Raw genomic sequence first — 19,704 nt, 5'->3', positions numbered from 1 at the left:
GGACCGGGCCCCGCAGACGACTGAGGAGCGGGTCGGGGGCGCCGCCCCCGTCACCCGTCCCCCGGGTGGGGCCCGACGGTCGGCCGGGCCCCACGTGCGTGCGGACGTCAGACTCCGGCCGGACGGCCCGAGCCCCGCGTCAGGGCGTACCCCCCGATCCCGGCCAGCGCGGCGAGCACCGCACCGGCGCCCGTCCACAGCCACCGGCTCGTCCACCAGCCGGACGACCAGTCCTGGTCGTCGGACGCGGTGACGGTGCCCGGCACCAGCGGAGCGGACAGCGTGCCGTCGACCGCGGCCGCGCCGCCGATGTCCCGCGAGGTGGCCTCGGCCGACGCCGTCACCGGCAGACCCAGATCGGCGTCCGCGAGCCCGGTCACCGTCAGTCGCACGAAGTACGTGCCGGGCAGCGGGTCGTTCGCCCACGGCTCCGACCACGCGCGGACGGTCCGCAGCGTGCAGGCCAGGTCCACCCGGGCGGCGTCCGCGGCCACCGTGCGCGCCTGCGTCCCGTACCTGCACGACTGGCGGCGGCGCAGCCCGTCGTACACGTCGATCCGCCAGGTCTGCGCACCGTGCCGGGCCTGCGCGTCCGGCAGTTCGACCGATGCCTTCACCGTCGGGCGCTGCCCCGCGTCCGCCGGGAACGACCAGTACAGGTAGTCACCCGTGGACGCGCTCGCGGTCGCCTTCTGGCCCTGCTCGAACTGCGCGGCCGTACGGAACGACGTGCCCGCCTCGGCCGGCGCCTTCTTCGCGTCGTCGTCGGGGTCCGCCGCCGCGGCCGGACCCGCGAACGCCGCCAGGGCCGTCAGGGCCAGCAGCGCCCCCGCGACATACCGTCTGCTACGCATCAGTTGGTCCTCCAGACAGCGATACGCCAACGCGAGATCCAGCCCCACACGACACCCGCGACGAAGCCGACGACGACCAGCGCGGCCAGGAACCACCAGCCGCGGCCGAGCCCGAAGGCCGCCACGTCCGACGCCTCGTCGGGGCCGTCCACCACGTCGACCGTCAGCTCGACGGGCAGGCCCGGCGTGGTCTTCACCGACGCGGGCGCGGAGTAGGAGTGGGACACCTGGAGGCAGACCGTCTCGGCCTCGGCCTCGTCGCTGTCGTCCGCCTCCGCCTTCGGATAGCGCAGCCCGGTCGAGATGACGTCCGTGCGTCCGTCGCCCGCCTCCTGGCCGCGGACGATCTCCCGGCCGTGCGTGGTCACCGCGCGCAGCAGCACCCCGTAGTCCCGGTTCACGGCTCGGTCGGCCGCGACGCTCACCGACGCCCGCAGCTCCTTGCCGGGCTCGACGGCCACCCGGTAGAAGCGGTGCTCGCCGAACTTCTCCCGGTCGGTGTACAGACCGGGCTTCAGCTCCGGTGCGTCGGCGCACTGCGCCGTACCGTCGACGGCGACCGGAGTGACCACGGGATCAGCGGCGCGGTCCACCAACTGGCCGACACGGTCGGTCAGTTCGTCCTTGTGGCGGACCGAGGTGTAGGTGCCGCCGGTGGCGTCGGCGATGCAGGACAGCTGCTGCCGCGTCTTGGTGTCGGCCACCAGGCCGAGCGTGTCGATGGTGAGCCCGATGCCCTTCGCGGCGATCTCGCGGGCCACCTCGCACGGGTCGAGCGGCTGGCAGGTGTCCTCACCGTCGCTGATGAGGACGAGGCGCTTGGTCCCGTCACCGGAGCCGAGGTCGTCGGCCGCCTTCAGCAGCGCAGGGCCGATCGGTGTCCAGCCGGTGGGCTGCAGCGTCGCGACGGCGGTCTTCGCGTCGGTGCGGTCCAGCGGGCCGACGGGGTAGAGCTGCTCGGTGTCCTTGCAGCCCGTCTTGCGGTCGTCGCCGCGGTAGTTCGCGCCCAGCGTCCGTATCCCGAGCTCGACCTCCTCCGGCGTCGCGTCGAGCACCTCGTTGAACGCCTGCTTCGCCGCGGCCATCCGCGAGTCGCCGTCGATGTCGCGGGCCCGCATGGAACCGCTGACGTCCAGCACGAGTTCGACCTTGGGTGCGGGCCTGTCCGGCTCGTCCGCGTACGCCCCGGCGGGCGCGAGCCCGCCCAGGGCCAGGGCCGCGAACAGGGCGCACGCGCCCGCCGCCAGCCGTTGTCTAGTGATCATCGGCGGATCCTATGGATCATGCGGGGGCGATGCCAAAACGAGGCCGGGACCGGACCCGGTCTCAGCCCGTCGCCCGCGCGCCGCGCCCCAACTCCCGCCCGCCGAACGCCTTCGCCCCGTCCATCCCCTGCCACCACGCCGCCAGACCCGCGGCGTCCAGGGACCGCCAGTCCGGGGTGGACTCCACCATCGCGTGGCCGAGGCGGCGGCCCAGGTCGACCATGGTGCGGCCGGCGGGCGCGCGGTCCGCGTCGTAGGCGGCGAGGGCCGCGGGCAGGTCGGGGGCCGTGGTCAGGGCGGCCTCCAGGGCCGTCGCGTCCTGCAGCGCCTTCACCGAGCCCGCGCCGGTGTGCGGCCGCGCGACGGTCGCCGCGTCGCCGATCAGCAGCATCCCGGGGGCGGTGTACCGGTCGGCCGTGAAGTCGTACAGCGGCTGCAGGATCAGCTCGTCCGGCGTCGTGAGGCGGACCAGATCACCCCAGTACGGCGGCAGCAACTCCGCGGCCACGTACGCGAGATGGGCCCGCAGCGCGTCCGACGCCGTGCCGGGCGGCAGGCTCGTCGGCGAGGTGAGCGCCGCGTCGTGGCCCGGCGGCGGTGTCGTGTAGAGGACCCAGTTGGCGCGGTGGCCGCCGGTCCCGGGGTCCGGGATGCGGTACACGACCAGATGGCCGCCGGGGAAGACGACGTACGCGCACTCGTCCTCCGGCCACCGCCCCGGATCGCCGAGGCGCTCGACGGGGAACGCGCCGCGCCACGCCGCGTACCCGGCGTACACCGGACGCGTCGCCCCGCAGGCCGCGGCCCGCACCACGGACCGGTAGCCGTCCGCGCCGACCACCAGGTCGAACCGCTCGGGCGCCCGGTCACCGACCCGCACCAGCGCCCCGGCCCCGTCCGGCGCCGCCGTCACTTCCCGGACCGGCGCACCGGACCGGAAGTCCACGTCCGACGGCACCCGTCGCCTCAACTCCCGCCACAACGGGCCCCAGTTGTACGTCCGGAACGGGAACGGCGCGCTCCAGATCCGCCGGCCCAGCGGCCCGTCGCCGTGGTCGTCGCGCACGTACCAGCGGCGCGTCGCCATCTGCACCCAGGGCATCCCCGCGTCGACGTACCCGGAGGCCGCCAGCTCCGCGTACCGGTCGTTGTGCAGCGCCACTCCGACGCCGCGCTCGCCGAGCGCCCCCTCGGCGCGCTCGAAGAGCGTGACGGAGCCGATGCCGCCCCGCCGCACGGCGAGCGCCGCGGCGCACCCCGCGATGCTGCCGCCCACCACGGCGACCGACGCGCCCGTTTCCCTGCCCATGCCCGACTCCCCGCTCCGTCGCCCCTGACCCGCACCGCGCGCGATCCTCCCAGGCAGCGGCGGCGGACACGCCGGTGTCGAGCGGACACGGCCGATTAGAGTGGCAGGCGTGCTGCGCGAAGTGACTGCCGTCCGATACCTGAACCCGCTGCACACCGGAGGCTCGGTCCCCGGTGTGGTGGAGGCGGACGACCTCGGCACGTACGTCCTGAAGTTCACCGGCTCCGCGCAGGGCGTGAAGGCGCTCGTCGCCGAGATCGTCGTCGGGGAGCTGGCGCGCCGGCTCGGCCTGCGCTTCCCCGAGCTGGTGCTCGCCCACTTCGACCCCGCGGTCGCCACCGACGAACCGCACCAGGAGGTCCAGGACCTGCTGCGGGCCAGCGCCGGGCTCAACCTCGGCATGGACTTCCTGCCGGGCGCGGTCGACTTCACGCCCGAGATCGCCGAGACGTTCCCCGTCGACCCGCTCGAAGCGGGCCGGATCGTCTGGCTCGACGCGCTCACCGTCAACGTCGACCGCACGGTCCACAGTTCGAACCTCATGGTCTGGCCCACCTTCGGCACGGCCCCGCCCCGGCTCTGGCTCATCGACCACGGCGCGGCGCTCGTCTTCCACCACCGGTGGGAGGGGGCGGCGCCCGACAAGGCGTACGACTTCAAGCACCACGCGCTCGGCGGCTACGGCCCCGACACGCGCGCGGCCGACGCCGAGCTGGCGCCCCGGGTCACCGAGGAACTCCTGCGCGAGATCCTCGCCCTGGTGCCGGACACCTGGCTCGCGGACTTCGCCACGCCGGACGAGGCGCGGGACGCCTACGTGACGTACCTGCTGGCCCGCGCCCGCTCCTCCGCGGCCTGGCTGCCCACGGACTTCCCGTCCCGGGACGAGCTGGCCGCGGCGGATGCCCGCCGGGCGGCCGCGACGCAGAAGGGGCGGCCCGCCTGGTTGAAGCGGGTACCCGACCTCCACGGCAAGCCGGCAGCGGAGCAGGACTGGTCCGTACACCTGGGGTGACCGGGGGTTTTCGTTGCCGGGTGCGGGCCCGGCGGGGGAAGGCTGCGCGCAGCGCATGCCTTCCAGGGGCGCGGGGAACTGCGCGACCAGCCCCCACCGGAGCCGCAGCCGAACAAACGAAGGCCCCCGGCGCTGTGCGGTGCCGGGGGCCTGCGTACGGGTCGGTCAGCGGAGCTGCTCGTACGCCGGCAGCGTCAGGAAGTCCGCGTAGTCCGCGTCCAGGGAGACCTGGAGCAGCAGGTCGTGGGCCTGCTGCCACTTGCCCGCCGCGAAGGCGTCCTCGCCCAGCTCGGCCTTGATGCTCGCCAGCTCCTCGGCGGCGACCTTGCGGGCCAGGTCGGCCGTCGCGGTCTCACCGTTCTCGAAGACGACACCGGCGTTGATCCACTGCCAGATCTGCGAGCGCGAGATCTCCGCGGTGGCCGCGTCCTCCATCAGGTTGAAGATGGCGACGGCGCCGAGGCCGCGCAGCCACGCCTCGATGTAGCGGATGCCGACCTGGACGGCGTTGACCAGGCCGTCGTACGTGGGCTTCGCGTCGAGCGAGTCGATGGCGATCAGGTCACCGGCGGCGATGGAGACGTCCTCGCGCAGGCGGTCCTTCTGGTTCGGGTTGGTGCCCAGGACCTTGTCGAAGGACTCCATGGCGATCGGGACCAGGTCCGGGTGCGCGACCCAGGAGCCGTCGAAGCCGTCGCCGGCCTCGCGGTCCTTGTCGGCGCGGACCTTCTCGAACGCGACCTTGTTGACCTCGGCGTCGCGCCGGGACGGGATGAAGGCCGCCATGCCGCCGATGGCGTGCGCACCGCGCTTGTGGCAGGTGCGGACGAGGAGCTCGGTGTAGGCGCGCATGAAGGGGGCCGTCATCGTGACCAGGTTGCGGTCCGGCAGGACGAACTTCTGGCCGCCGTCACGGAAGTTCTTGACGATGGAGAAGAGGTAGTCCCAGCGGCCCGCGTTCAGGCCGGAGGCGTGGTCGCGCAGCTCGTAGAGGATCTCCTCCATCTCGTACGCGGCCGTGATCGTCTCGATGAGGACGGTGGCGCGGACGGTGCCCTGCGGGATGCCGACGTAGTCCTGCGCGAAGACGAAGACGTCGTTCCAGAGGCGGGCCTCCAGGTACGACTCCGTCTTCGGGAGGTAGAAGTACGGGCCCTTGCCGAGCTCGATGAGCCTCTTGGCGTTGTGGAAGAAGTAGAGGCCGAAGTCGACGAGGGCGCCGGGGACCGGCTTGCCGGCCTCGTCCACCAGGTGGCGCTCGTCGAGGTGCCAGCCGCGGGGCCGCATGACGACGGTCGCGAGGTCGGCCGCGTCCTTGAGCGCGTACGACTTGCCGGTGCGCTCGTCGGTGAAGTCGATGGAGCGGTCGTAGGCCGCGGTGAGATTGAGCTGGCCGCCGATGACGTTCTCCCACGTCGGCGCGGAGGCGTCCTCGAAGTCGGCGAGCCAGACCTTGGCGCCCGAGTTGAGCGCGTTGATCGTCATCTTGCGGTCGGTGGGGCCGGTGATCTCGACACGGCGGTCGTTCAGCGCGGCGGGAGCGGGCGCGACCTTCCACGTGTCGTCCGCGCGGACGGCGGCCGTCTCGGGGCGGAAGTCGAGCGTGGAGGTGCGGGCGATCTCGGCGCGGCGCTCGGCCCGGCGGGTGAGGAGCTCGTCACGCCGGGGCGTGAACAGCCGGTGCAGCTCGGCCACGAAGGCGAGGGCCGCATCGGTGAGCACCTCGTCCTGCCGGGGCAGGGGCGTGGCGTCGACGATGGCCAGCGGGGACGGCGCTGGTGCGGACATGAGCTGTCACTTCCTTCAGCGAGCGGACGCGGGCGGCACGCGGTGCCGGGCGCGTCTGGGTACGTCTGGATACGGCTGCTGGCCCCGCGATGGGGGACCGGCCCTTCTGATCAGTGGATACTAGTTTCCTTATCGTGGAAGTTCAATCGTTTGTTGATGTCGAGATTCTCTGAATCGACAGAACGTGGCGCTGAGTGCCACGCACCTCACTCAAGGTGCTGGAGATCGGCTGCCGTGTCGATGTCGTACGCATCGGCCACATCGCCGCACTCCACGAGCTCCACCTCCGCCGCGTGTTCCTTGAGATAGGCGCGCGCCCCGCGGTCCCCGCTCGCGCTCGCCGCGATCCCGGCCCAGTGGTCGCGGCCGAACAGCACGGGATGCCCGCGCTCCCCGTCGTACGCGGCCGCCGCCAGCGAGCCGGTCGACCGGTACGCCTCCCGTACGCGGCCGACCACCGCCGCGCCGATCCCCGGCTGGTCGACCAGCAGCACCAGCGCCGCACCGGCGCCGGAGTCCGCGAGCGAGCCGAGGCCCGCCCGCAGCGACGAGCCCATGCCGTCCGCCCACTCCGGGTTCTCCACGAGGACGCACCCGGCGAGCTCCGCCCGCGCCCGTACGTCGCCGGCCGCCGCACCGAGTACCACGTGCACCCGGTCGCATCCCCCCGCGCGCAGCATCCGTACCGCGTGTTCCACGAGCGGGCGCCCGCGGTGGGGCAGCAGGGCCTTGGGCCGCCCCCCGAGCCGCCGCCCGCCGCCCGCGGCCAGCAGCAGCCCCACGACCTCGTCCGTTTCCGTCGTCGTCATGCCCTCTGCATACCGCACGTCCGCGCCCGGCGCGCGCCCGGCCGCGCACGACTTCAGTTGCCCTGCGCAACGGACTGGCGCCGGACAGTCGGTGTGGCGTTAACTAGGCGCCCACAAACCCCGGTTGGACGCCTGACCACCGTCCGGGCGGGGACGTACGGCAGCGCACGACGATGTGCGAGGGGGAGAGCTGTGTTGCGGAGCGTGGAGCAGAGGCTTGTGACCGGCAGCGACGAGGACCCGCGGGTGGCCGAGCTGCGTACCGCCGTGTCCCGGCTGCGGCGGGAACTGGCGGCGCACCCGGCCGAGTTCCCCGACCGGGGCATCGCCGAGGACGAGCTGGCGGCACTCGACGCGATGGCGGGCGGCGGCGCGCCCGAGGTGCCGCGGCTGCGCCGCTCGCTGCTGCTGGTCGCGGGCGCCATCGGGTCGGTGAGCGCGCTGTCCGCGGCGCTCACCCAGGTGCGGGGCGCGGTCGAGCTGTTCGGCGGCCCGCCGGTCGAGCGCAACTGACGCGACGGGCGAGGCGGTTGACGGGTCAGGCGACCCAGTGCGGTCGTCCGGGCTCGTCGCCCGCCGCGCCGAGCCCGCCGTCCAGGGCGGCGGCGATCCGCCGCACCGCCTCGTCGGCGACCTCGACCGGCTGCGTGTAGGGGAACCGCAGCCGGTGCTCGAAGGTGCCCGGGTCCGCGCCGAACCGTGAACCGCCCTCGATCCGCACCCCGTGCCGCAGCGCCGCCCGGGCGAGCGCCGACGCGACCGGCCGCCCGAGATCGACCCAGAGCGACATGCCGCCGGGCGGCAACTGCCAGCGCCAGTCCGGGAATTCACGGCTCAGCGCGCCCGCCAGGTGGTCGCGTTGCGCGCGCAGCACCGGCAGCCGGCGGCGCAGGATCTCCGCCTCCCGGTCAAGGAGCCGGCCAGCCACCAGCTGGTCGAGGACGGACCCGGACATGTCCGCGGTGACCCGCAGCGTCGTCAGCTCGGTGATGAGCCGGGTGCCCGCCCGCACCCAGCCGACCCGCAGCCCGCTCCAGTGCCCCTTGCTCAACGAGCCGACGGTGACGATCTGTTCGCCGCCGCCCTGCGCCGCGAGCGAGGCGAACGGCGGCGGCGTCGGCGCGTCGAGCGCGATGTCCGCGATCGTCTCGTCGACGACCAGCCAGGTGCCGGTGGCCCGCGCCGCCGCGATCAGCCGCTGCCGCTGCTCGGTCGGCATCAGGCGGCCCGTCGGGTTCTGGAAGTCCGGGATGAGATAGGCCAGCCGGGGCGCCGCCTGCCGCAGCGTCGTCGCGAACAGCTCCGCGTCCCAGCCGTCCTCGGTGACCGGCACGGGCGCGGTGCGCAGCCCCAACTGCCGGATCACCGCGAGGGCGTTGGCGTACGACGGGTTCTCCACCACGATCCGGTCACCGGGCCGGCCGAGCAGCGTGAGGGTGAGCGACACGGCCTGCTGGGCGCCGGTCGTGACCAGGATCTGGTCCGGCAGCGTAGGCAGCCCCCGCCGCGTGTACCGCTCGGCGATCGCGGCCCGCAGCTCCGGCAGCCCGTACGGGTGGTAGCCGGGGGTCTCCGCGTGCCGCGCCACGTCCGCGGCGGCCGCCGCGTAGGCCGCCGTCAGCTCGTCCGCCACGGCACCCGGTGCCGCGATCGCCAGGTCGATCACGCCCTCCCCGGCCGCCGGGGTGGCCACGCTGGTCGGCCGCACCCCGTCCGGCAGCTCGGTCCACGTCCCGGCGCCCCGCCTGCTGCGCGCGTAGCCGCTCTCCCGCAGCAGGTCGTACGCGGCCGTGACCGTGGCCCGGCTGACCCCGAGCGCCGCGGCGAACTCGCGCTCCGCGGGCAGCCGGACGTGCAGCGCGATCCGGCCGTCGAGCAGCAGCGTCCGCACGCCCTGGGCGAGCGCCCGGTAGCCGGGCCGCTGCCCGGCCACCCCGGTCACCAGCTCGGCGAGCCGCCTGCTGCCCAGGCCCCGCGCCCTGCTGTCCATGCTGCGGACCACTCCGTCAACCGCCATGCCACATCTCCGCTATTGGCCCTGCTGCCCAGGCCAATCAGCGTACAGACTCGGGAGTGGCCGACGAGAAGTGGCCTGGGTGGGAACGAGGAGGCACGTCATGCACACCGACAGGAGTGGCTTCAGCGACCGGGTCGAGCGCGAGCTGCAGCGCCGGACCGAGGACACCGCCGCGCGGCCGTGGCGGCTGCGCCGCCGTCCGGGCCGCCCACCGGTGCCGGACCGGGGTGGCCGGGTCGTGGTCGGCGTCAGCGGCTCCCCGGCGAGCCGGGCCGCGCTGCGCTCCGCGGTGGACGAGGCATGCCGCTCCGGCCGGCCGCTCGTGGCGGTGGTGGCCTGGGAGCCGCCCGAGGGGGAGGGGCTGTACCGCCGCTGGCCCGACCGGGAGTGGGCCCGGCACTGGCACGACACGGGTCGCGCCGGGCTGACCGCGGCGTTCGACGAGGCGCTCGGCGGGATGCCGGCCGGGGTGGACGTGACGTTGCGCGTCGAGCGGTCGCGGGCGGGCGCCGCGCTGCTCGATCTGGCCGCGCACCCGGGTGACCTGCTGGTCATCGGTCTGCGTCCGGGGCGGCGGCGCGGCGCCGTGCACCGCTACGTCCGGCGGTACGCGGTGTGCCCGGTCCTCACGGTCCCGCTGCGTCCGGTGCCGCGCGCGGACCTTCGTGCCCTGAGGCACGTGAAGGCGGCGGACTTCGCCGCCTGAGGGGCGCGGGGCCGCCCTTCGGGCGACGACGCGAGTGTGACGACAGGCCCTAGCGGGACCGCAGCAGGCCCTGACCGACCGCGGCCGCGACCGCCGCCGTGCGCGAGTCGACGCCGAGCTTCGCGTAGATGTGGACCAGGTGGGACTTGACCGTGGCCTGGCTCAGGAAGAGCTCGCGGGCGACGTCCGCGTTGGACAGGCCGTCCCGGACGAGCTGAAGGACCTCCAGCTCACGACGGCTGAGCGCCTCGGACGGCGCCCGCATCCGGTCCATCAGCCGGTCCGCGACGGCGGGAGCGAGCGCCGACCGGCCGGAGGCAGCCGTGCGGACGGCCGCCGCGAGCTCCTCCGGCGGCGCGTCCTTCAGCAGATAGCCGGAGGCCCCCGCCTCCACCGCCGCGAGGATGTCCGCGTCGGTGTCGTACGTGGTCAGGACGAGCACCCGCGGGCCGTCCGGCAGCGCGGCGATCAGCGCCGTGGCCTGCGCCCCGTGCATCCCGGCGCCGAACTGCAGGTCCATCAGCACCACGTCGACCCGTTCCGACCCGGCGAGCGCCACCGCCCGCTCCGCCGTGGGCGCCTCCGCGGCGATCTCGAAGTCGGGCTCCGCGTCGAGGACGGCCCGCAGCCCGGCCCGTACGACGGGATGGTCGTCGGCGAGCAGCAGCCGGATCACACGGCACCCCCGGCGGGCAGCGGCAGGCTGACGGCGACGGCGGTGCCCCGGCCGGGCGCCGACTCGACGGTGAACGTGCCGCCCAGCGCCCGCACTCGCGCACGCATCGCGGGCAGCCCGAAACCGCCGTCGCCGTCGCCGCCGTCTCCGCCATCGCCGGAGGCCGCGCGGGCCGGGTCGAAGCCGATGCCGTCGTCCACGACGTCCAGGGTCACCGAGGTCTCCATGAAGCTGAGAGTGATCTCCGTGCGGCCCGCCCGCGCGTGCCGCACCGTGTTGCCGAGAGCGGACTGGGCGATCCGCAGCAGCGCCACCTCGTACGGGGTGGGCAGCGCGAGCGGGGTGCCGCTCGTCGTGAACCGCGCGGCCGGTCCCGGGGCCGTCGCGCAGAGCCGTTCCAGGGCGGCCGCGAGGGAGCCGTTCGCCAGGTCGGGCGGGGTGAGGGCGCGCACGAAGCGGCGGGCCTCGGCGAGGTTGTCCTGCGCCGTCGCACGGGCCCGTTCGATGTGGGCGGCGGCGGGGGAGTCCGACGGCAGGTCGCGGCCCGCGGCCCGCAGCAGGAGCTGGATCGAGGAGAGGCCCTGGGCGAGGGTGTCGTGGATCTCCCGGGCCAGCCGCTCGCGCTCCGCGAGGGTGCCCGCCGTGCGCTCCGCGTCGGCGAGTTCGGCCCGCGCGCCGATCAGCTCCTCGATCAGCCGCTGCCTGCGCTCGCTCTCCCGGTACAGCGCCTGATAGCCGAGCACGGTCGCCACGGCGACGGCCGCGCCCAGCAGCGGCCCTATGAACGCGCCCGGGTTCAGCCCGCCACCGTGCCCCACGTACGAGGCGATGGCCGCGCCCGCCGCGACCGCGACCGCGGGCAGCGCCCAGCGGGCGGGCAGCAGGTGCAGCAGCAGGAAGTAGAGCGGGAACGCCAGCCACAGGCCGTCGGGGGAGAGGGCGAGGAGCACCGCCCACACCGCGCCGAGCGCGCCGAGCCAGCAGGCGGCGCCCGTGCGCGTGGCCCGCACGGCGGGCAGCAGCGGACCCGCCGCGTACACGGCGCCCATCGCCACGGCCACGGCCACCACCGGGCCGCCCGTGGCCCGCAGGACGACGAGCGCCAGCAGCCCCGCCGTCAGCAGGTGCAGGCAGAGGCGCAGGGCGCGCAGGGCGGGGGTGAGTGAACGTGGATCCATACCGTCACCAGCGTACGAAGTCATCGCCCCGAACCGGTCAACCGAAAGTTCGATCCGGAGGTCCCTCCTTCGATTCGGGTGAAGCGTGCTGTGGCGCGATGCCCGGGAGGGCCACGGGGACGCAGGGTGGACGACATGTTCGTCGCATGGAGAGATCTGCGGTTCGCCAGGGGCCGCTTCGCCCTGATGGGATCCGTGATCGTACTGATCACGCTGCTGGTGGGGCTCCTTTCGGGGCTGACCGCCGGGCTGGCCCGGGACAACACGTCCGCGCTCACCGGGCTGCCCGCCGACCACCTCGCCTTCGGGCGGCCCGCCGCCGGCCAGTCGGTGTCCTTCACCGGCTCGACCGTCACCCCGGACCAGTGGCGGGGGCTCGCCGGGCGGCCGGGGGTGGCGAGCGCCGAACCGATCGGCATCAGGACGCTCAACGCGGACGCCGGCCGGCAGACCGCGGCCGTCTCGGTCTTCGGCGTGCGCCCGGACTCCGGGCTCGCGCCCGACGCGACGGCGCCCGGCACCGTCGTCCTCGCCACGAAGGCGGCCGACGAACTGGGGGCCGGGACCGGCGACGAGATCACGCTCGGCGGCACGACCCTCACGGTCGCGGCGGTCTCCGGCGACGCCTCGTACAGTCACACCCCCGTCGTCTGGACCGACCTCGGCGACTGGCAGTCCCTGGCCCGCTCCGCCGGGGCCACCGTGGTCGCGCTGCGCACCTCGGGCGCCGATCTGCCGGCCGCGGACCGGGCGGCCGGCACGGAGACGAAGGACATCGAGGGCGCCCTGTCCGCCATAGGGTCCTACCAGGCCGAGAACGGTTCCCTGCAGCTGATGCGCGGCTTCCTCTTCGTCATCTCGGCGCTCGTCGTGGGCGCGTTCTTCACGGTCTGGACGATCCAGCGCAGCGCGGACATCGCCGTCCTGAAGGCGCTGGGCTCCTCGACCGGCTACCTGCTGCGGGACGCGCTCGGCCAGGCCGTGCTCATGCTGGTCGGCGGTACGGCAGTGGGGACCGGCCTCGCCGCGCTCATCGGCGCGTTCGTGCCGGACGGCGTGCCGTTCGTCCTGGAGCCGCTGACCGCGATCGGACCCGCCGCCGTGATGACCGTCCTCGGGCTCGTCGGCGCCGCCCTGTCCATCCGTCGGATCACCGCCGTCGACCCCCTCACCGCGCTCGGGAGCGCCCGATGACCCTGCTGCTCGACGACATCACGCTCACCTACGCCGACGGGGACGGCCGCCTCACCGCCCTGGACCGGGTCGGTCTTGAGGTCCCCGCGGGCGGGCTCACCGCCGTCGTGGGGCCGTCAGGATCGGGGAAGTCCAGCCTGCTGGCCGTCGCCGCGACGCTCGTGTCGCCGGACAGCGGGCGGGTGCTCGTCGACGGGGTCGAGGCGACCGGGCTCGGCCGGGCCGAAGCGGCTCGGCTGCGGCGCCGCGCCATCGGCATCGTCTTCCAGCAGCCGAACCTGCTGCCGTCCCTGACCGCTCTTGAGCAGCTCCAGGTCATGGCGCATCTCGGCGGCCGTCGTCCGCGTGAAGTCCGGTCCCTGGCGCGGGAGTTGCTGGCTGCGGTGGGGCTCGCCGAGCAGGCGCACCGGCGGCCGCACCAGCTCTCCGGCGGGCAGCGGCAGCGGGTCAACATCGCGCGGGCCCTGATGAACGCTCCGCGGGTGCTGCTGGTGGACGAGCCGACCAGTGCGCTCGATCATGAGCGGGGGGTGGCCGTGCTGGAGTTGTTGGCGGGGCTCACGCGGGACCGTGGCACGGCCACGGTGCTGGTCACGCACGACCGGGCTTCTCTGGGCGTCGCGGACCAGGTGGTGGAACTGGTGGACGGCCGCCTGGCCGGCGTCCGGGCTGCCTCGTCCTGACCGCTGCCGTCCGCGGCCCCCAGGGGCGCGGGGAACTGTGCGAGAAGCCCCACCGGCCCGCGGACGGCAAGGAACGGTCGAAGTTACGACGCGGCACCCGAACTGGCCAGCGCAGCGGACAGCTCGCGGGCGACCTGCTGCAGCACCGGCACGATCTTGTCCGTCGCCGCCTCCGTGACCCGCCCCGCGGGCCCGGAGATGGAGATGGCCGCCGCCGTGGGCGAGTCCGGCACCGGCACGGCGAGGCAGCGCACCCCGATCTCCTGCTCGTTGTCGTCGACGGCGTACCCGAGGTCCCGTACCTCCTGCAGCGCGTCGAGGAAACCGTCGGGCGTGGTGATCGTCTTCTCGGTCGCCGCCGGCATCCCGGTCCGCCCGAGCAGTGCCCGCACCTCGTCGGCCGGCGTGTGGGCGAGCAGTGCCTTGCCCACACCGGTCGAGTGCGGCAGCACCCGCCGGCCGACCTCGGTGAACATGCGCATCGAGTGCTTGGACGGCACCTGGGCGACGTAGACGATCTCGTCCCCGTCGAGCAGCGCCATGTTGGCCGTCTCGCCGGTCTCCTCGACCAGGCGGGCCAGGTACGGCCGGGCCCAGGTGCCGAGCAGGCGCGACGCGGACTCGCCGAGGCGGATCAGGCGCGGGCCCAGCGCGTAGCGGCGGTTGGGCTGCTGGCGCACGTACCCGCAGGCGACCAGGGTGCGCATCAGGCGGTGGATCGTGGGGAGCGGCAGGCCGCTGCTCGCGGAGAGTTCGCTGAGGCCCACCTCGCCGCCGGCGTCGGCCATCCGCTCCAGCAGGTCGAAGGCGCGCTCGAGCGACTGGACACCGCCGCTTGGCGCGGACTTGGCGGTATCAGTGGTGCTGGCGTTGGACGTCGGCACGGCGCGTTCCTTTCGAGGCGGGCAGGCAGAGATGCAGCGTACCCGGCGGTTTCCGGGCCGGTGATCCCTTGACCTCTAAGTTCGTCGGTAGCTACGTTCTGCGTACCGGAATCATAATTTCACTTTGTGGAAACATCCAGAGCCTTGACGGCTCAGGAAGAAGGAGTGAAAACTCCTTCAACAGAACGTTGAAACTGAGGAGGTCCAGGGTGTCGGACGTCGAAGTCGAACTGGTGCTGCGCTCGACCCGCGTCATCACCCCCGAAGGTACGCGGCCCGCAGCGGTCGCCGTGGCCCAGGGGAAGATCGTCGCCGTGCGCGCGCACGACGCGGAGATACCGGCGGGGGCCCGGCTCGAGGACTTCGGCGACGACGTGCTGCTGCCCGGCATCGTCGACACCCACGTCCATGTCAACGACCCGGGGCGCACCGAGTGGGAGGGCTTCTGGACGGCCACCCGCGCCGCCGCGGCCGGCGGCATCACGACCCTGGTCGACATGCCGCTGAACTCCCTGCCGCCGACGACGACCGTCGACAACCTCCGTACGAAGCAGGAGGTCGCCGCCGCCAAGGCGCACATCGACGTCGGCTTCTGGGGCGGCGCCCTGCCCGACAACGTCAAGGACCTGCGCCCGCTGCACGACGCCGGTGTCTTCGGCTTCAAGTGCTTCCTGTCGCCGTCCGGCGTCGACGAGTTCCCGCATCTGAACGGGGACCAGCTCACCGCCTCGATGGCCGAGATCGCCGGCTTCGGCGGCCTCCTCATCGTGCACGCCGAGGACCCGCACGAGCTCGACGTCGCGCCCAGCAACAGCGGTCCGAAGTACGACGACTACCTGGCGACGCGGCCCCGGATCTCCGAGGACGTCGCGATCAAGGGCCTCATCGACACGGCCAGGCGGATCGGCGCCCGCGTGCACATCCTGCACCTGTCGTCCTCCGACGCGCTGCCGCTGATCGCCGCCGCCAAGGCCGAGGGCGTCAAGCTGACCGTCGAGACCTGTCCGCACTACCTCACCCTCACCGCCGAGGAAGTCCCGGACGGCGCCAGCGAGTTCAAGTGCTGCCCGCCCATCCGTGAGGCCGCCAACCAGGACCTGCTCTGGGCGGCGCTCGCCGACGGCACCATCGACTGCGTCGTCACCGACCACTCGCCGTCGACGGCCGACCTGAAGACGGACGACTTCGCGACGGCCTGGGGCGGCATCTCCGGCCTCCAGCTCAGCCTCTCGGCGATCTGGACCGAGGCCCGCAAGCGCGGCCACTCCCTGGAGGACGTGGTCCGCTGGATGTCCGAGCGGACCTCGAAGCTGGTCGGCCTCGACGACCGCAAGGGCGCCATCGCCGTCGGCCACGACGCCGACTTCGCCGTCCTCGCCGCCGAGGAGACCTTCACCGTCGACCCGGCCGCCCTCCAGCACCGCAACCGCGTCACCGCCTACGCGGGCAAGACGCTGCACGGCGTCGTGAAGTCGACCTGGCTGCGCGGCGAGCGCATCGTCGCCGACGGCGAGTTCACCGCCCCGCAGGGCACGCTGCTCGAAAGGAACAAGTGACCACCATGTCCGCGACCTCCGGGATACCCAGCTTCACCGGTGACGCCAGCCCGTACGGCGGTGGCGACCCGTACGCCGACTACCGCACCGCGGACTTCCCGTTCACGCAGTACGCCGACCTCGCCGCGCGGCAGCTCGGCGCCGGTGTGATCGCCGCGAACGACGAGTTCTTCGCGCAGCGCGAGAACCTTCTCGTGCCCGAGCGCGCCGAGTTCGACCCGGAGCACTTCGGCCACAAGGGCAAGATCATGGACGGCTGGGAGACCCGCCGGCGCCGCGGCGCCGGGGCGGACCACCCGTGGCCCACCGCCGATGACCACGACTGGGCCCTGGTCCGCCTCGGCGCCCCCGGCGTGATCCGCGGCATCGTCGTCGACACCGCCCACTTCCGCGGCAACTACCCGCAGGCGATCTCGGTGGAGGCGACCAGCTATGAAGGAGCCGAGGGCGCGCCCACCCCGGAGGAGCTGCTCGCCGACGACGTGAAGTGGACGACCCTGGTCCCGCGCACGGCGGTCGGCGGCCACGCGGCCAACGGGTTCGCGGTCGACGTCGAGCAGCGCTTCACGCACCTGCGCCTCAACCAGCACCCCGACGGCGGCGTCGCGCGCCTGCGCGTCCACGGCGAGGTCGTCCCCGACCCGAAGTGGCTCGCCACGCTCGGTACCTTCGACGTCGTCGCCCTGGAGAACGGCGGCCGCGCCGAGGACGCCTCGAACCTCTTCTACTCGCCCGCCTCGAACACCATCCAGCCGGGCCGCTCCCGCAAGATGGACGACGGCTGGGAGACCCGGCGCCGCCGCGACCACGGAAACGACTGGATCCGCTACCGGCTCGTCGCGCGCTCCGAGATCCGCGCCCTGGAGATCGACACCGCGTACCTCAAGGGGAACAGCGCGGGCTGGGCGTCGGTCTCCGTCAAGGACGGCGAGGACGGCGAGTGGGTCGAGGTGCTGCCCCGTACGCGGATGCAGCCCGACACGAACCACCGCTTCGTCCTCGACACGCCGGCCGTCGGCACGCACGCCCGCGTCGACATCTTCCCCGACGGCGGCATCTCGCGGCTGCGTCTGTTCGGCTCCCTGACGGACGAGGGTGTCGCCCAACTGGCCGCGCGTCACGCGGAGTCGGGCGCGTAGCGGCGCAGGAACCCGTGGGGCGCACCGGCCCGACAGCACCGGTGCGCCTCGCATCCTCACGCCGTCACGCGGCGAACCCGCCGTCCACGGCGAACTCGGCGCCCGTCACGTACGCCGCGTCCGCGCCCGCCAGGTGCGCCACGGTCCCGGCGACCTCGGCCGCTGTCCCGTACCGCCCGAGCGCGGTCATCGACGCCTGCCAGTCCGCGCTCGGCCCGTCCGCCGGGTTCATGTCGGTGTCGATCGGGCCCGGGTGCACGATGTTCGCCGTGATCCCGCGCTCGCCCAACTCCCGTGCCAGCGCCTTCGTCAGCCCGATCAGGGCCGCCTTGCTCATCGCGTACAGCGTGCCGCCGGGCCCCGGGACGCGCTGCGCCATGCAGCTGCCGACGGTGACGATCCGGCCGCCGTCGGGCAGCACGGCCGCCGCGGCCTGGGCGATCAGGTAGACGCCGCGCACGTTCGCCGCTAGCACCCGGTCGACGTCCGCGACCGCGTGGTCCGCCAGCGGGCCGAGCGCGCCCACCCCGGCGTTGTTGACCAGGACGTCGAGCCGGCCGAACCGCTCCACCGCGGCGCCCACCGCCCCGGCCGCCTCCGCGGCGTCACCGGCGTCCGCGCGCACCGCCAGGCCCCGGCGCCCCAGCGCCTCGATCCGCCGCACCACCTCCTCGGCGGCCTCCTTGCCCTGTACGTAGGTGACCGCGACGTCGAACCCGTCCTCGGCCAGCCGCACCGCCGTCGCCGCGCCGATCCCGCGCGAGCCGCCGGTCACCAGAGCCACCTTGCCGTTCATCTTCGCCTCCGTAGCGAGCTGTTGTTGTGGCTTCGAGTACAGCGGCGTACGCGGGCGGAAGCTGGCGGCAAACGGACATCTGGATCGCGCCGGCGGCGACCGCGGGTACGGTGTCCTCGCCCCGCGCGAGCCGCCGACGTCTCCGCCCGCACCCGCCCGCACCGGAGACCCCATGAGCACGCTCGCCCTGCCCGCGCCGCGCCCCCGTGCCTGGCTCACCGACCTGCCCGTCCTCGGCGTCGCCGCCGTCTGGGGCGCCAGCTATCTCGCCGCCAAGGGCGTCACCACGCAGAGCACCGTGCTCGCGGTGCTCGTGCTGCGCTTCGGGATCGTGCTGCCCGTGCTCGTCGGCGCCGGCCGGCGCGGACTGCGGGCGCTGACGGCGGCGCAGTGGCGCGGGGCGGGACTGCTCGGGCTGATCCTCAGCGGGATCTTCCTGCTGGAGACGTACGGCGTCGTGCACACCTCCGCGACCAACGCGGGCCTCATCATCAGCCTCACCATGATCTTCACGCCGCTCGCCGAGGCCGCCGTCACCCGCGTCCGGCCGCCCCGCGCGTTCCTCGCCGCGGCCGCCCTCTCCGTGCTCGGCGTCGTGCTGCTCACTCAGGGCGGCGGTTTCACGTCACCTTCGGGCGGTGACCTCCTGATGCTCCTCGCGGCCCTCGCCCGCACCGTGCACGTGCTGGTCATGGCCCGCGTCGAGGCGGTCCAGAGCGCCGCCGCGCTGCCGCTGACGACGGTTCAGCTCGGCACGGCCGTGACCGTGTTCGTGCTGCTGTGCGCCGCGCCCGGCACCGGCTCCACGCCCTGGGACGCGGCGGCTTCCTTCGAACCCGCCGACTGGGCGGGCCTGTTGTTCCTCTCCGTGCTGTGCACCCTGTTCGCGTTCTTCGTGCAGATGTGGGCCGTGCGCCGCACCTCGCCGTCCCGGGTCAGCCTGCTCCTGGGCACCGAACCGCTGTGGGCGGCGGCCGTCGGCATCGTCCTCGGCGGTGAACAGCTGGGTGCGGTGGGTCTGCTGGGCGCTGGTCTGGTCCTGGCCGGAACCATGTGGGGACGCCGGGCCACGAGTTAACTCCTGGAAAACAAGCGGCAGTTGTCGTTGACATGCACCCTTCTACGCGCGTCACACTGAGGGCATGAAGATTCCCCCACGCTTCATCAGCGTCGCAGCCCTGGCCGCCGCCCTGTTCGTCGGCGGCCCCGCCACCGTCGCCGCCCAGGCCGCCCCGGCCCCTGTCGCGGCCTCCTCCACGCTCTCCGCCGCCGCGGTCGGCGACATCTGCTACTCCGCCCTGCCCTCCCAGGCGCACGACACCCTGGACCTCATCGCGGCGGGCGGCCCGTTCCCGTACGAGCAGGACGGCACCGTCTTCCAGAACCGCGAGGGCGTCCTGCCGTCGCAGTCCACCGGCTACTACCACGAGTACACGGTCATCACCCCGGGCTCGTCGGACCGCGGTGCCCGCCGCATCGTGACCGGCAAGGCGACCCAGGAGGACTACTACACGTCGGACCACTACGCGTCGTTCGACCTGGTCGACCACTCCTGCTGAACCGTTCCCCCACCGGTCCTAGTTCTGCTTGGCGGTCTCGGCGGCCGCGATCACGGCGATCGCGAGCACGATCAGCGCGATGCTGCCGTACACCTCGCGGCCGTCGAGGAAACCGATCCGCTCGATCAGCCCCCAGCCGAGCCAGCCGGTGAACTCGTGCAGCAGGCCCACCGCCCCCTGGATCAGGGCGAAGCCGGCCACGATCTCGACGAACTCCCACAGCTGCTTCCTGTTCATGTACGGAACCCTCGCCCCGCGGACCCCCCACCCACATCG

At 73.7% G+C, this 19,704-nt stretch carries 20 protein-coding genes; 9 read left to right on the top strand and 11 right to left on the bottom strand.

All coding sequences use genetic code 11. The features are described 5' to 3' along the window. Nucleotides 1–107: 107 nt before the first annotated feature. The 3 genes from M4J07_RS04245 to M4J07_RS04235 form a co-directional block, all read right to left on the bottom strand. Nucleotides 108–854 carry a hypothetical protein gene (locus M4J07_RS04245; protein ID WP_255967307.1) on the bottom strand — a complete coding sequence of 249 codons (747 nt, stop codon included), beginning with the start codon at nt 852–854 and terminating at the stop codon, nt 108–110. Next, nucleotides 854–2,119 (bottom strand): VWA domain-containing protein, encoded by a 1,266-nt coding sequence (locus tag M4J07_RS04240; protein ID WP_255967305.1) that lies wholly within the window; start codon nt 2,117–2,119, stop codon nt 854–856. The genes M4J07_RS04245 and M4J07_RS04240 overlap by 1 nt, the downstream gene beginning before the upstream one ends. A 61-nt stretch (nt 2,120–2,180) precedes the next feature. After that, on the bottom strand, nt 2,181–3,428 hold the full coding sequence (locus M4J07_RS04235) for an FAD-dependent monooxygenase (protein WP_255967303.1): 1,248 nt from the start codon (nt 3,426–3,428) through the stop codon (nt 2,181–2,183). A gap of 109 nt (nt 3,429–3,537) precedes the next feature. Here M4J07_RS04235 and M4J07_RS04230 point away from each other — a divergent pair, with 109 nt between their 5' ends. After that, the gene (locus M4J07_RS04230) at nt 3,538–4,443 is read left to right on the top strand and encodes a HipA family kinase (RefSeq protein ID WP_255967301.1); all 906 of its coding nucleotides are present in this window, start codon (nt 3,538–3,540) and stop codon (nt 4,441–4,443) included. Between the two features lie 165 nt (nt 4,444–4,608). On the opposite strand, the gene aceB is transcribed toward M4J07_RS04230, so the two are convergent. Together aceB and M4J07_RS04220 are read right to left on the bottom strand one after the other, a co-directional pair. Beyond that, nucleotides 4,609–6,231, bottom strand: a complete 1,623-nt coding sequence (gene aceB / locus M4J07_RS04225; RefSeq protein ID WP_255967299.1) for a malate synthase A — start codon at nt 6,229–6,231, stop codon at nt 4,609–4,611. Nucleotides 6,232–6,437: 206 nt separating this feature from the next. Beyond that, complete coding sequence (locus M4J07_RS04220) at nt 6,438–7,040, bottom strand: nucleotidyltransferase family protein (protein WP_255967296.1); 603 nt, start codon at nt 7,038–7,040, stop codon at nt 6,438–6,440. Between the two features lie 192 nt (nt 7,041–7,232). Between M4J07_RS04220 and M4J07_RS04215 the strand changes: the two genes are divergently transcribed. Continuing rightward, nucleotides 7,233–7,553: a DUF5955 family protein gene (locus M4J07_RS04215; RefSeq protein ID WP_255967294.1), complete on the top strand. Its 321-nt coding sequence runs from the start codon at nt 7,233–7,235 to the stop codon at nt 7,551–7,553. Nucleotides 7,554–7,578: 25 nt separating this feature from the next. On the opposite strand, the gene yczR is transcribed toward M4J07_RS04215, so the two are convergent. Beyond that, nucleotides 7,579–9,057, bottom strand: a complete 1,479-nt coding sequence (gene yczR / locus M4J07_RS04210) for a MocR-like transcription factor YczR (RefSeq protein WP_255967292.1) — start codon at nt 9,055–9,057, stop codon at nt 7,579–7,581. A gap of 100 nt (nt 9,058–9,157) precedes the next feature. Here yczR and M4J07_RS04205 point away from each other — a divergent pair, with 100 nt between their 5' ends. Next, nucleotides 9,158–9,763 (top strand): universal stress protein, encoded by a 606-nt coding sequence (locus M4J07_RS04205; protein WP_255967290.1) that lies wholly within the window; start codon nt 9,158–9,160, stop codon nt 9,761–9,763. 49 nt (nt 9,764–9,812) lie between these two features. Here M4J07_RS04205 and M4J07_RS04200 read toward each other — a convergent pair whose 3' ends face one another. Together M4J07_RS04200 and M4J07_RS04195 are read right to left on the bottom strand one after the other, a co-directional pair. Continuing rightward, a complete protein-coding gene (locus M4J07_RS04200; RefSeq protein WP_255967288.1) occupies nt 9,813–10,439 on the bottom strand; it encodes a response regulator in 627 nt (208 codons plus the stop codon). Next, the gene (locus M4J07_RS04195; RefSeq protein ID WP_255967286.1) at nt 10,436–11,617 is read right to left on the bottom strand and encodes a sensor histidine kinase; all 1,182 of its coding nucleotides are present in this window, start codon (nt 11,615–11,617) and stop codon (nt 10,436–10,438) included. The genes M4J07_RS04200 and M4J07_RS04195 overlap by 4 nt, the downstream gene beginning before the upstream one ends. Before the next feature lie 135 nt (nt 11,618–11,752). Between M4J07_RS04195 and M4J07_RS04190 the strand changes: the two genes are divergently transcribed. After that, nucleotides 11,753–12,811, top strand: coding sequence for an ABC transporter permease (locus M4J07_RS04190; protein ID WP_255967284.1), 1,059 nt, complete (start codon nt 11,753–11,755; stop codon nt 12,809–12,811). Further along, on the top strand, nt 12,808–13,494 hold the full coding sequence (locus tag M4J07_RS04185; protein WP_255967282.1) for an ABC transporter ATP-binding protein: 687 nt from the start codon (nt 12,808–12,810) through the stop codon (nt 13,492–13,494). Before M4J07_RS04190 ends, M4J07_RS04185 begins: the two co-directional genes overlap by 4 nt. Before the next feature lie 83 nt (nt 13,495–13,577). Here the strand turns inward: M4J07_RS04185 and M4J07_RS04180 are convergent, their stop codons facing one another. Beyond that, nucleotides 13,578–14,378: an IclR family transcriptional regulator gene (locus tag M4J07_RS04180; RefSeq protein ID WP_255967280.1), complete on the bottom strand. Its 801-nt coding sequence runs from the start codon at nt 14,376–14,378 to the stop codon at nt 13,578–13,580. A gap of 209 nt (nt 14,379–14,587) precedes the next feature. Here M4J07_RS04180 and allB point away from each other — a divergent pair, with 209 nt between their 5' ends. Further along, entirely contained in the window at nt 14,588–15,934 is a 1,347-nt protein-coding gene (gene allB, locus M4J07_RS04175) for an allantoinase AllB (protein WP_255967278.1), read from the top strand. A 5-nt stretch (nt 15,935–15,939) separates the two neighbouring features. Continuing rightward, entirely contained in the window at nt 15,940–17,073 is a 1,134-nt protein-coding gene (gene alc / locus M4J07_RS04170) for an allantoicase (protein WP_255967276.1), read from the top strand. A 64-nt stretch (nt 17,074–17,137) separates the two neighbouring features. Here alc and M4J07_RS04165 read toward each other — a convergent pair whose 3' ends face one another. Beyond that, nucleotides 17,138–17,869: an SDR family oxidoreductase gene (locus tag M4J07_RS04165; protein ID WP_255967274.1), complete on the bottom strand. Its 732-nt coding sequence runs from the start codon at nt 17,867–17,869 to the stop codon at nt 17,138–17,140. Between the two features lie 172 nt (nt 17,870–18,041). On the opposite strand from M4J07_RS04165, the gene M4J07_RS04160 reads away from it, so the two are divergent. Both M4J07_RS04160 and M4J07_RS04155 read left to right on the top strand, forming a co-directional pair. Beyond that, complete coding sequence (locus M4J07_RS04160) at nt 18,042–18,947, top strand: DMT family transporter (protein ID WP_255967272.1); 906 nt, start codon at nt 18,042–18,044, stop codon at nt 18,945–18,947. A 64-nt stretch (nt 18,948–19,011) separates the two neighbouring features. Further along, on the top strand, nt 19,012–19,428 hold the full coding sequence (locus M4J07_RS04155; RefSeq protein ID WP_255967270.1) for a ribonuclease: 417 nt from the start codon (nt 19,012–19,014) through the stop codon (nt 19,426–19,428). A gap of 18 nt (nt 19,429–19,446) precedes the next feature. Here the strand turns inward: M4J07_RS04155 and M4J07_RS04150 are convergent, their stop codons facing one another. Further along, the gene (locus M4J07_RS04150) at nt 19,447–19,665 is read right to left on the bottom strand and encodes a hypothetical protein (protein WP_255967268.1); all 219 of its coding nucleotides are present in this window, start codon (nt 19,663–19,665) and stop codon (nt 19,447–19,449) included. Nucleotides 19,666–19,704: the final 39 nt, after the last annotated feature.

The organism is Streptomyces longispororuber, assembly GCF_024448165.1.
Classification (GTDB): Bacteria; Actinomycetota; Actinomycetes; order Streptomycetales; family Streptomycetaceae; genus Streptomyces; species Streptomyces longispororuber_A.
Note: the sequence above shows the minus strand (reverse complement) of the source record. Positions and strands in the feature narration are given on the sequence as shown.

Bases quoted from the DNA above. Each gene is read 5' to 3' on its own strand.
- M4J07_RS04240 (WP_255967305.1), bottom strand. From the start codon at position 2,119: ATGATCACTAGACAACGGCTGGCGGCGGGCGCGTGCGCCCTGTTCGCG.
- M4J07_RS04155 (WP_255967270.1), top strand. From the start codon at position 19,012: ATGAAGATTCCCCCACGCTTCATCAGCGTCGCAGCCCTGGCCGCCGCC.
- alc (WP_255967276.1), top strand. From the start codon at position 15,940: ATGTCCGCGACCTCCGGGATACCCAGCTTCACCGGTGACGCCAGCCCG.
- M4J07_RS04190 (WP_255967284.1), top strand. From the start codon at position 11,753: ATGTTCGTCGCATGGAGAGATCTGCGGTTCGCCAGGGGCCGCTTCGCC.
- M4J07_RS04220 (WP_255967296.1), bottom strand. From the start codon at position 7,040: ATGACGACGACGGAAACGGACGAGGTCGTGGGGCTGCTGCTGGCCGCG.
- M4J07_RS04205 (WP_255967290.1), top strand. From the start codon at position 9,158: ATGCACACCGACAGGAGTGGCTTCAGCGACCGGGTCGAGCGCGAGCTG.
- M4J07_RS04195 (WP_255967286.1), bottom strand. From the start codon at position 11,617: ATGGATCCACGTTCACTCACCCCCGCCCTGCGCGCCCTGCGCCTCTGC.
- aceB (WP_255967299.1), bottom strand. From the start codon at position 6,231: ATGTCCGCACCAGCGCCGTCCCCGCTGGCCATCGTCGACGCCACGCCC.
- M4J07_RS04160 (WP_255967272.1), top strand. From the start codon at position 18,042: ATGAGCACGCTCGCCCTGCCCGCGCCGCGCCCCCGTGCCTGGCTCACC.
- M4J07_RS04245 (WP_255967307.1), bottom strand. From the start codon at position 854: ATGCGTAGCAGACGGTATGTCGCGGGGGCGCTGCTGGCCCTGACGGCC.
- M4J07_RS04235 (WP_255967303.1), bottom strand. From the start codon at position 3,428: ATGGGCAGGGAAACGGGCGCGTCGGTCGCCGTGGTGGGCGGCAGCATC.
- yczR (WP_255967292.1), bottom strand. From the start codon at position 9,057: ATGGCGGTTGACGGAGTGGTCCGCAGCATGGACAGCAGGGCGCGGGGC.
- M4J07_RS04185 (WP_255967282.1), top strand. From the start codon at position 12,808: ATGACCCTGCTGCTCGACGACATCACGCTCACCTACGCCGACGGGGAC.
- M4J07_RS04165 (WP_255967274.1), bottom strand. From the start codon at position 17,869: ATGAACGGCAAGGTGGCTCTGGTGACCGGCGGCTCGCGCGGGATCGGC.
- M4J07_RS04150 (WP_255967268.1), bottom strand. From the start codon at position 19,665: ATGAACAGGAAGCAGCTGTGGGAGTTCGTCGAGATCGTGGCCGGCTTC.